General features: G+C 71.3%; 8 protein-coding genes. All 8 read right to left on the reverse strand.

What is annotated here, in order from left to right; genetic code table 11:
• Window positions 1-612: 612 nt before the first annotated feature.
• A complete protein-coding gene (locus tag SACSA_RS0103355) occupies window positions 613-2,091 on the reverse strand; it encodes a potassium/proton antiporter (protein WP_019813488.1) in 1,479 nt (492 codons plus the stop codon).
• A gap of 195 nt (window positions 2,092-2,286) precedes the next feature.
• Window positions 2,287-5,460 (reverse strand): isoleucine--tRNA ligase, encoded by a 3,174-nt coding sequence (gene ileS, locus SACSA_RS0103360; protein ID WP_019813490.1) that lies wholly within the window; start codon window positions 5,458-5,460, stop codon window positions 2,287-2,289.
• 350 nt (window positions 5,461-5,810) lie between these two features.
• Window positions 5,811-6,911, reverse strand: coding sequence for a hypothetical protein (locus tag SACSA_RS0103365; protein WP_019813493.1), 1,101 nt, complete (start codon window positions 6,909-6,911; stop codon window positions 5,811-5,813).
• Between the two features lie 88 nt (window positions 6,912-6,999).
• The gene (wag31, locus tag SACSA_RS0103370; RefSeq protein WP_028661490.1) at window positions 7,000-7,878 is read right to left on the reverse strand and encodes a DivIVA-like cell division protein Wag31; all 879 of its coding nucleotides are present in this window, start codon (window positions 7,876-7,878) and stop codon (window positions 7,000-7,002) included.
• Window positions 7,879-7,926: 48 nt separating this feature from the next.
• A complete protein-coding gene (locus tag SACSA_RS0103375; RefSeq protein ID WP_028661491.1) occupies window positions 7,927-8,211 on the reverse strand; it encodes a YggT family protein in 285 nt (94 codons plus the stop codon).
• Window positions 8,212-8,243: 32 nt separating this feature from the next.
• Window positions 8,244-8,855, reverse strand: a complete 612-nt coding sequence (locus SACSA_RS0103380) for a cell division protein SepF (RefSeq protein ID WP_019813499.1) — start codon at window positions 8,853-8,855, stop codon at window positions 8,244-8,246.
• A gap of 163 nt (window positions 8,856-9,018) precedes the next feature.
• A complete protein-coding gene (locus SACSA_RS0103385) occupies window positions 9,019-9,753 on the reverse strand; it encodes a YggS family pyridoxal phosphate-dependent enzyme (RefSeq protein WP_019813501.1) in 735 nt (244 codons plus the stop codon).
• The coding region (locus tag SACSA_RS0103390; protein WP_019813503.1) for a laccase domain-containing protein at window positions 9,750-10,079 on the reverse strand (330 nt) is incomplete at its 5' end. The genes SACSA_RS0103390 and SACSA_RS0103385, both read right to left, overlap by 4 nt.

Genomic DNA, 10,079 nt, shown 5'->3' on the forward strand with positions numbered 1-10,079 from the left:
GCGCGCTCCGCCTCGGGGCGGGCATGAGAAAACCCCCGTCCCTGGCCGGGAACGGGGGTTCGCGGTGGGCGAGGAGGGAGTTGAACCCTCACGTCCTTCTGCCGCCCCGCCTCCGACCACCACGACGTCGAAGTCCGTGGGCATTCGCCGTTCCACCTCACTACACCCCGAAACTGGTTCGTCACTCGAAACCGGGAGTTCACATCCCGATTGCTGTGAGCCTGACCTCTCCGGGGCCATACGTCCAATACCGAAAGCGTGCGGAGGCCATGCGCCGTGCGCATACGACCGGGCCACGAGCCCGAGCGCGAGCAGCAACCACCCGGCCTCCACCGGCGCGAACCCGGCGATCGGCGGGACCACTCGCCTGACCGCCTCGGCCACCGCCGGGTGGAGCGTCAGCGTTCCCCCGGGGTGGGTCAGCGGGTGCCAGCCCGATGCCGGAGGCGTGCGCAATCCGGTGGCGGAGGCCACGAGCAGCATCATCCCGGCCAGCAGTGCCCCGGGCGGCACCGAGCCCGGCACCGTCCCGCGCGGCGGCCCCCGGCGCCGTCCCCGCCGCGGTCCCGGATACGAGCGTGGAGTCCCGGTGCGATCCGTCGTCACGGACGGTCAGTCTCCCCGCTCTCCCTTCCACCGGGCGATCGGGCCCGCCCGATCGACCGCGCGCAACCTGCGTTCGGTCGCCGTGCGCGCCGCCTGGGTGGTGACCACGAGCAGCTCGTCACCCTCCTGAAGCCGCGTCGTGTGCTCCGGCGTGAAGCCCTCCTCCCGCCGCACCACGAGACTGAGGCTGGCCCCCTTCGGCAGGCGCAGCTCGGCGAGGTAGACGCCGTGCAGACGCGAACCCCGCAGGATGCGCACCTGGAGCAGGACGGCACCCAGCTCGTCCAGCGGCGCGGCGTCGACCTGGATCTCCTTCGGCTCCGACGCCGTCGCCACGCCGAGCATCTTCGCCAGTGGGCCCAGCAGGGCAGCCTGCAACAGGGTGAACACGATGACCACCACGAACACCGCGTCCACGAGCAGTTGCGCGCCCTCCCGGCCCTCGGCGAGCGGGATGGTGGCCAGCACGATCGGCACCGCGCCGCGCAGCCCGGCCCAGGACAGGAACACCTGCTCGCGCCACGGCACCCGGAACGGCAGGGTGGACAGCAGCACGCTGACCGGGCGTGCGACCAGCAACGCCAGCAGTCCGGCCACCAGTCCCGGCACGACGGCGTCGAGCAGGCGGGACGGCGAGGCGAACAGGCCCAGCAGCACGAACAGGCCGATCTGGGCGATCCAGCCGAACCCCTCGGCGAAGGACAACGTGTTCGAGCGGTGCGGCAGCCGCGAGTTGCCCAGCACCACACCGGCGACGTAGGTGGCCAGCAGTCCCGAGGCGAGGGCGAACTGGGCACCCGAGTACGCGATCACACACGTCGCCACCGTCGCCAGTGGATAGAGGCCCGTCGCGGGCAACGCGGCCCGGCGCAACGCCCACGCGCCGACCCAGCCGAGAGCGAACCCGATGACCCCGCCCACCGCGAGCTGGTAGACCAGCTGCAGCGGCAGGCTCCAGTCCACCATGGTCCCGGTCGCCAGCAGCACCACCACGATGTAGGTGGGGGCGTCGTTGAGACCGGACTCCAGCTCGAGGATGCTCGAAAGGCGTTTGCCGATACCCGCCGAGCGCAGCACCGAGAACACCGCCGCGGCGTCCGTGGAAGCCAGCACCCCGCCCCAGAGCAGGGCCGTCTGCCAGTCGAGGCCGAACAGCCAGTGCAGGGCGGCCCCGGTGACGACGACGGTCACGCCCACAGCCACTGTGGACAGTGCGATGCCCGGCCCCACGTTCGGGCGGACTTCCCGCCAGTCGGTCGTCAGTCCACCCTCGATCAGGATCATCACCAGCGCGGCCAGGCCGAGGCTCTGCGTCAGCTCGGGATTCTCGAACTGGACGCCGAGCCCGGCCTCCCCGATGACGAGCCCGATCCCGAGGTAGATCAGCAGCGACGGCAGCCCGAGCCGGATGGAGAAGCGCACCGCGAACACGGAGGCGAGCAGGACCAGCGCGCCCGAACCCAGCACGAGGGGCAGGTCGTCCATATCACCTCTCGTTCGGCGCGATCAGTCCTGACCGGCTGCTCTCAGCCTGGCCAGGCGGGCGGCGGCCCGGCCTCCGTCGTCGCGCACCTCCACGATCTTATCCCGAGCCCGCGGCCCACTCACGACATCGTGAGCACGGCCACGCACCCCGAGTGCCCGGGCGCGCACCCGGCACACCACCTCGTCGCCCGCCCGTCAGCGCCGCGGCGTGACCGCCACGGTGACTTTCGCCCCGTCGCCGACGGTGCCGGCGAACCCGTTCGCGACACCGCCGTAGGCCACCTCGGTCGCCAGCGTCTCCTCGGCGAGGAACCGCTCGTGCGGCCGCACCGCGTCCACCACTTCAGCGGGCGCGTCGACGGTGAGGCCGATCCGGTCGGCCACGTCCAGCGCGGCGTCGCGGCGCGCCTGCTGCACCACGCGCACGAGGTCGCGCGCCACGCCCTCGGCGGCCAGCTCGGAGGTCACCTCGGTGTCGAGCACCACGAGCCCGGACCCGTTCGGCAGCTCGGCGGCCGCGCCCCGGTCCTTGGCGACCAGGCGCCGCTCGTACTCGCCCTCGGCCAGCTCGATCCCGGCGGCCACGACGGCACCGGTGTCGCTGGTGGTCCAGTCGCCCGCCTTGACCGCCTTGATCACCGTCTGCACGTCCTTGCCGAGCCGGGGGCCCGCCACACGCGCGTTCACCGCCACCTCGAACTCGCCGTGGGTGGCGACGTCGGTGGTCAGCCGCACCGACTTGACGTTGACCTCGTCCCGGACGATGTCGGTGAAAGGCCGCAGCGCCTCGGCATCGTCGGCGGCGACCAGCAGGCTCGCCAGCGGCAGGCGCACGCGCAGCGAGTTCGCCTTGCGCAGCGACAGCGCCGACGAGCACACCTGACGCACCCGGTCCATCGCCGACACCAGGGCCGGGTCGGCGGGCAGCTCGTCGACCAGCGGCCAGTCGCACAGGTGCACCGAGCGACCACCCGTCAGCCCGCGCCAGACCGCCTCGGTGGTCAGCGGCAGCAACGGCGCCGCGGTGCGGCACACCACTTCGAGGACGGTGTGCAGAGTGTCCACCGCGTCGACGTCGCCCGCCCAGAACCGGTCGCGGGAGCGGCGCACGTACCAGTTGGTCAGCACCTCGAGGAAGTCGCGCACCCGGGCGCAGGCACCCGCGATGTCGTAGGCGTCCATCGCCGCGCCGACGTCGGTCACCAGCTCGTGGGCCTTGGCCAGCAGGTAGCGGTCGAGCACGTGATCGGAGTCGGTGCGCACGCGGCCGGTGATGCCCTCCGCGCCCGCGTACAGAGCGAGGAAGTAGTACGAGTTCCACAGCGGCAGCACCGCCTGCCGGACAGAGTCGCGGATGCCCTTGTCGGTGACGATCAGGTTGCCGCCGCGCAGGATCGGACTGGCCATGAGATACCAGCGCATCGCGTCGGAGCCGTCGCGGTTGAACACCTCGGTGACGTCCGGGTAGTTGCGCAGCGACTTCGACATCTTCTGCCCGTCGGAGCCGAGCACGATGCCGTGCGAAACGCAGGTCCGGAAGGCGGGCCGGTCGAACAACGCCGTGGCCAGCACGTGGAGGGTGTAGAACCATCCCCTCGTCTGGCCGATGTACTCGACGATGAAGTCGCCCGGGTAGTGGTGCTCGAACCAGTCCGCGTTCTCGAACGGGTAGTGCACCTGCGCGTACGGCATCGATCCGGAGTCGAACCACACGTCCAGCACGTCCGGCACCCGGCGCATCGTGGCCCTGCCCTCCGGGTCGTCCGGGTTGGGGCGGGTGAGGGCGTCGATGTGCGGCCGGTGCAGGTCGGCAGGGCGCACACCGAAGTCACGCTCCAGCTCGTCGAGCGAGCCGTACACGTCCACGCGCGGGTAGTTCGGGTCGTCCGAGATCCACACCGGGATCGGCGTGCCCCAATACCGGTTACGCGAGATCGACCAGTCCCGCGCGTTCTCGAGCCACTTGCCGAACTGCCCGTCCTTGACGTGCTCCGGGTACCAGGTGATCTGCTGGTTCAGCTCGACCATGCGGTCCTTGAACTTCGTCACCGCGACGAACCAGGACGACACGGCGCGGTAGATCAGCGGGTTCCGGCACCGCCAGCAGTGCGGGTAGGAGTGCTCGTAGGTCTCGTGCCGCAGCAGGATCGCCCGCTGCGCGCCCGCCGACCCGGTGCCGTTCTTGAGGTCCCGGATGATCTCGGGGTTGGCGTCGAAGACGGTTAGGCCCTCGTAGTCGGGCACCTGCGCGTCGAACCGGCCCCGGGTGTCCACCGGCGTCACCGGGGTGATCCCGGCGGCGTCGGTGACCACCTTGTCGTCCTCGCCGTAGGCGGGGGCGATGTGGACGATCCCGGTGCCGTCGTCGGTGGTGACGTAATCGGCGGCCAGAACCCTGTGGGCGTTCGCCTGACCGACGAAGTACGGGAACGGCGGCGCGTAGCGGGTGCCGAGCAGCTCGGCGCCCCGGTACCGGGCCAGCACCTCCGGCTCGTCGCCCAGCTCCCGGGCGTAGGCGGCGACCCGCGCCTCGGCCAGCAGGAACCGGGTTCCGTCCGGCGCGCGCACCACGACGTAGTCCACCTCGGGGTGCACGGCGGTGGCGAGGTTCGACGGCACCGTCCACGGGGTCGTGGTCCAGATCAGCAGATAGGCACCGTCGAGGTCGTTGTCGTTGCCCTCGACGCGGTAGCCGATGGTGACCGCCGGGTCCTGCCTGCTCTGGTAGACGTCCTCGTCCATGCGCAGCTCGTGGTTGGACAGCGGCGTCTCGTCCCGCCAGCAGTACGGCAGCACGCGGTAGCCCTCGTAGACGAGACCCGAGTCCCACAGCCGCTTGAACGCCCAGATGACCGACTCCATGTAGGAGAGGTCGAGGGTCTTGTAGTCGTTGTCGAAGTCCACCCAGCGCGCCTGGCGGGTGACGTAGTCCTGCCACTCGGCGGTGTAGCGCAGCACCGACTCGCGGCAGGCGCGGTTGAACTCCGCGATGCCCATCTCGTCGATCTGGGCCTTGTCGGTGATCCCGAGCTGCCGCTCGGCCTCGAGCTCGGCGGGCAGGCCGTGCGTGTCCCAGCCGAACCGCCGCTCCACACGCCTGCCGCGCATGGTCTGGTACCGGGGCACGATGTCCTTGACATAGCCGGTCAGCAGGTGGCCGTAGTGCGGCAGTCCGTTCGCGAACGGGGGGCCGTCGTAGAAGACGTACTCGTTGCCGCCGTGGGTGCCCGCCTCGCGCGCGTCCACGGTGGCGGCGAAGGTACGGTCGGCCTCCCAGTACGCCAGCACGTCCTTTTCGAGGTCGGGGAACGACGGCTGGGCGGGAACCTGGTCGGCGGCCTGCTTTCCGACGGAGGCCTGGGGATACATCGGTGGCTGCTCCTCGCGGTTCGGCTGTCTCGCACGGGCCGTGCGCGTGTGACGGCCCAGCCGGGGACGAGACGACGTCCTCACCGGCCGAGGACGCGCGTACCGCGGTACCACCCCGCTTGCCCGCGCCACCACGGCGCGGGCCACTCGATTCGCACGGCTGTGACGGGCCGACCCGTCCGGTTCTACTGAGGTGCGCCCGCCGTCCCGGCCTGGCCGGTATCCGCGTCGTGACACACCCGTTCTTCCGGAGGCTCCCCGGTGATGGCCGGATCAGCGCCTGTGCCTGACAGATTAGCCGGTACCGGTCTCGGGCGAGGAGCCGACCCACCCGACCGGCATGACGCGGATCACCGCCGTCGCTCCCGCGCCCGCCGATGCCCGGCGGCCAGCGTCGCGTCCGGACCACACAGCGCGCACGGCGAGAATCCCAGCTCGCGGGCTTCCCGCACCGGCAACGGGATCGTGGCGCGCCTGCCGAGCCAGCCACAGTGGGACAGGTGGTAACGGGGGTACTCGTCGACCACGAGCACCTCGGCGTCGGACTCGGCGACGATCCGCACGTCGGTCGCGTCGGTCGTCTCCTCGGGCGGGTCGGCGTCGGCCCCGGTCAACTCGCCCGACGAGACGAGCTGGGCGGTCCTTCCGGCGCGGTCCCTGCCCGCACCGTCCCGCCCGACTCCCGCACGTCCCGAGCCGGAGACCGCGGAGCCGTCCACGGTGGCGGCGCCGACGGCCTCGTCGCTGCCGGCGGGCCCGCTGCCCTCCGCACGAGCACGGCCGGTTCCGGCCTGCCCCGTCTCGGTCGCACCGGCACCGGTTCGGTCGGCCCGAGTTCCGTCGGCCGCGGTTTCGTAGGCCGTCCCGTGGGCCGCGGTTCCGTGGGTCGCCGTTCCGTGGGCCGCTGTGTGCACGGCCGTCAAGCCCTCGGCCGCGATGTCACCGGCCTTGGCTTCACCGGCCGTGGTCTCACCGGCCCCGGTGTCACCGGGCGCAGTATTACCGAGCGCAGGGTCACCGGTCGTCGTGGTACCGGCCGGGGTGTCACGGTCGTCGGCGTGGCCGGCCGTGGTGTCGCCGGCCTCGGCGTCACCAGCCGTGGTTCGACCGACCGTGGTGCCGTCGACCGCGGCGTCGTCGGCCGTGGTGCCGTCGGCCTCGCTGTCGTCGGCCTCGCTGTCGTCGGCCTCGGTGCCGTCGGCCTCGGTGGGCGCGGAATCGGGGTCCCTGGTCCCGGCCGCCGCCGTCCCCGCCGCGCTGCCCCGCGCGGTCGCGCGTTCGCCGGTGGCCGCTCCGTCGCCGCGTCGGCGCAGCCAGTCGACGACCAACAGCGCCCCGGCGAGACCCGACACACCGATCGAGACCCAGGCCCACAAGGAACTGGCCGTGACGAGTGCCGCCACCACCATCCCCAGGGCCGCCAGCACCAGAAGAAGGACGAGGAAGAGCACAGTGAATTACAACACGCACGCTCCGCGCGAGCGGGCCGACCCGCCGAGGGGCCCGGCACCGCGACGCGTCGCCGCCGGGAGGCTGCCGTCAGCCTGCCTCCGCCCTCGGGCCGAAGGAATAGCTCTGTCCACTGCCGCCGCTCGACGAGCTGCCGCTGTCCCCGCTGCCGGACTGACCGGACGACGAGGCCGACGCCGGCGCGGCGGAGCCCCGGTCGTCGAGCTCACGCAGCTGGGACTCGAGGAACCCGCGCAGCCGCGTACGGTACTCCCGCTCGATCGTGCGCAGCTCCTCGATCTTCTTGTTCAGCGCACTCTTCTCGCTGTTGAGGCTGTTCATCGTCTCGGTGTACTTGCGCTGCGCCTCGCGATCCATGTTGGTCGCCTTCTCGCGCGCCTGACGCTCCAGGGTCTCGGCCCGGGTCCGCGCGTCGTTGAGCATCGTCTCCGCACGCGTGCGTGCCTCGTTCACCGTCGAGTCGGCCTTCGAGCGCGCGTCCGAGAGCAACTGCTCCGACTTCGTCCTCGCCTCGGCGAGCATGCCGTCGGACTCGGTCTTGGCCTCGGCCGTGAGCCGGTCCGCCATCTCCTGTGCGAGCCCCAGCACCTTCGCGGCCTGCACGTTCGGCTCGCCGTTCTCCCCTGTCAGCCCGTTGGCCTGCGTCTGTTCCATCGCGGAGGCAGGCGGGGGAACGGGGGCCAGCCTGCGTGAGGGCGCCTCGTCCTGCGCGGAGCTCTGCCCGGAGCCCGACGACTTCGCGGACTCCAGCTCGCTACGAGTCGATTCCAACTCTGCATCAAGTTGTTCGACCTGCTGCCGCAGCTCGGTATTGTCCTCGATCAGTCGCGCGAGCTCGGTTTCCACCAGGTCGAGGAAGGCGTCCACCTCGTCCTCGTTGTAGCCCCGCTTGCCGATCGGAGGCTTGCTGAACGCGACGTTATGCACGTCAGCAGGAGTCAACGACATCAGATCACCTCACGCACTCCATGGCTGCCGGTCGTGCCGGGTTCCCCGCTACCCGGGCAGTGCCAGTTGCATCCCTATGAACACAACCAACAGCAGCACCATAATCGATAGGTCCAGCCCCACGCCGCCGATCCGTACGACAGGGATGATGCGTCGCACGAGTCGCACCGGTGGGTCGGTCATTGTGTAGATGGTCTCGAGCGCGACCGCAACCCCTCCCGTGGGACGCCAGTCACGGGCGAACGCGCGCACGAGTTCCACGACGATGCGCGCCGTGAGCAGCAGCCAAAAGGCGAAGAGCAGCCAGAACAGAATCAGCCGGACGGTGAGCACGAAAACCACTCTGCCACACGGCCAAGGCGACCTCAGTGGCGGAGGAAGAGCCCACCCTCGGCGATCCGCTTGCGATCCTCGGCCGTCACGTCGACATCCGGCGGTGAGAGCAAGAACACCTTGTTCGTGACCTTGTCCATCGACCCGCGCAGGGCGAACGCGAGACCTGCCGCGAAGTCGACGAGCCGCTTGGCGTCGGCGTTCTCCATCTCGGTCAGATTCATGATCACGGGAGCGCCGTCCCGGTAGGCCTCCCCGATCTCGCGGGCTTCGCCATAACTGGTCGGGTGCAGCGTGATGATCCGGCTCAGTGGGTCCCGCGCCGCCTGACGCGCGGGTTCGGCGGCCGCAGGGCGCAGCCGCGACACCGGCTCCGGCTGCCGGTCCACGGCCAGGGAACCGTGCACCGTCGGCTCAACCCGCGGCGCGGGGCGCCGCGTGCGCGTGTTCTCCGCCTCCTCGAACTCGTCCATGACGTGGTAACGAGGCCGCGAGCGGCGCGGTGGCGCCTCCGGGTAGGAGCCGTCGTCGTAGGAGCCGTAGCCGCTGCCGGAGTAGTCCCTCCGGTAGTCGTCGTCGAGTTCGTAGTCGTCCTCGGCGGGAACCATCCCGAAGTAGGCCTTCAGCTTCTGCAACGCGCTCATGCCTCTCCCTCGCCCTCCGCGATACCGCCCGGCGGACCGGTTCCGTTCCTCCTTGGACCCGTCCCGGGCCCCACCGGTTCCGGGCTACCCGGCCCGGCGTCCGCCGACGCGGCGGCCACTGCCGGCCACATCGGCTCCGAACGGTTCGCTCGGTCGACCCTAGCTACGGCGAGGCTAGACCGCGCCCCCCGAGGAGCGCGGTTCCGACACGCACACACGTCGACCCGTACCCGATCGCCTGTTCCAGGTCACCACTCATGCCCGCGGACAGGTCCGTCGCGCCGGGGTGTTCCCGGCGTAATTCCTGCGCAGCGCCGGAAAGGCGGGCGAACGCGGGGCCCGGGTCAGCCCCCAGCGGGGCCACCGCCATGAGACCGCGCAGGTGGAGAAAATCACCCCACCGCGCGATACGGTCGGCGAGTTCGCGGACCTGGTCGAGCGGACAGCCCCCGCGGTCCGGGTCGTCGTCGAGACTCGCCTGGATCAGCACGTCCAGCGGCCGGTCCCGCTCACCCGCGTCCCACGCGGCCCGCACCGCCTTGGCGAGCGCGTCTGCCAGCCGTGCCGAGTCCACCGACTGCACCTCGGAGGCCCATCGGGCCACCGACCGCGCCTTGTTCCGCTGCAACCGGCCCACCATGTGCCAGCGTGGCGCCACGTCGGGGCGCAGCCGGGCGAACTCCCGGGCCTTCGCCGCCGCCTCCTGGTCGCGGTTCTCCGCGAGGTCGGTGATCCCCAGATCGGCGAGCACGGCGGCATCGCTGGCCGGGAAGGTCTTGGTCACCGCCAGCAGGCGCACCTCCTCGGGCGACCGTCCCGCCGCCCGGCAGGCCGCGGCGACGCGGTCGCGCACGGCCGCCAGGGCGGAGGCGACCTCGTCGTGACGCCGCGCCGTCACGCTTCGAACCACGTCAGCGCCGCGATCCTGCCCGTCGGCGCCGTCCGGCGATGACTGAACAACGTGTGATCCTCCACCGTGCACCGCGGGTCCACTCCGATCCGGCCGACGCTCAGGTCGGCCAGTTGCCGCCACAGTCCGGCCCGCAGGTCGAGCGCGGGGGTGCCCGCCCGGCTGCGGGAGGCGCTGCCCGGAAGGTGGGTCTCCACATCGTCGGCCATCTCCCGGGGCACCTCGTAGCAGGCGCCGCAGACGGACGGACCGAGCAGCACCTCGATCCGGTCCGCACGCGCGCCGTGCGCGACCATGACCCGCAGCGCCGCCGG

This window comes from Saccharomonospora saliphila YIM 90502 (assembly GCF_000383795.1).
In the GTDB taxonomy this organism is placed as follows: Bacteria; Actinomycetota; Actinomycetes; order Mycobacteriales; family Pseudonocardiaceae; genus Saccharomonospora; species Saccharomonospora saliphila.

Excerpts from the sequence above, each read along its gene's own strand:
- SACSA_RS0103355 (WP_019813488.1), bottom strand. The coding sequence starts at position 2,091 with ATGGACGACCTGCCCCTCGTGCTGGGTTCGGGCGCGCTGGTCCTGCTC.
- ileS (WP_019813490.1), bottom strand. The coding sequence starts at position 5,460 with ATGTATCCCCAGGCCTCCGTCGGAAAGCAGGCCGCCGACCAGGTTCCC.
- wag31 (WP_028661490.1), bottom strand. The coding sequence starts at position 7,878 with ATGTCGTTGACTCCTGCTGACGTGCATAACGTCGCGTTCAGCAAGCCT.
- SACSA_RS0103380 (WP_019813499.1), bottom strand. The coding sequence starts at position 8,855 with ATGAGCGCGTTGCAGAAGCTGAAGGCCTACTTCGGGATGGTTCCCGCC.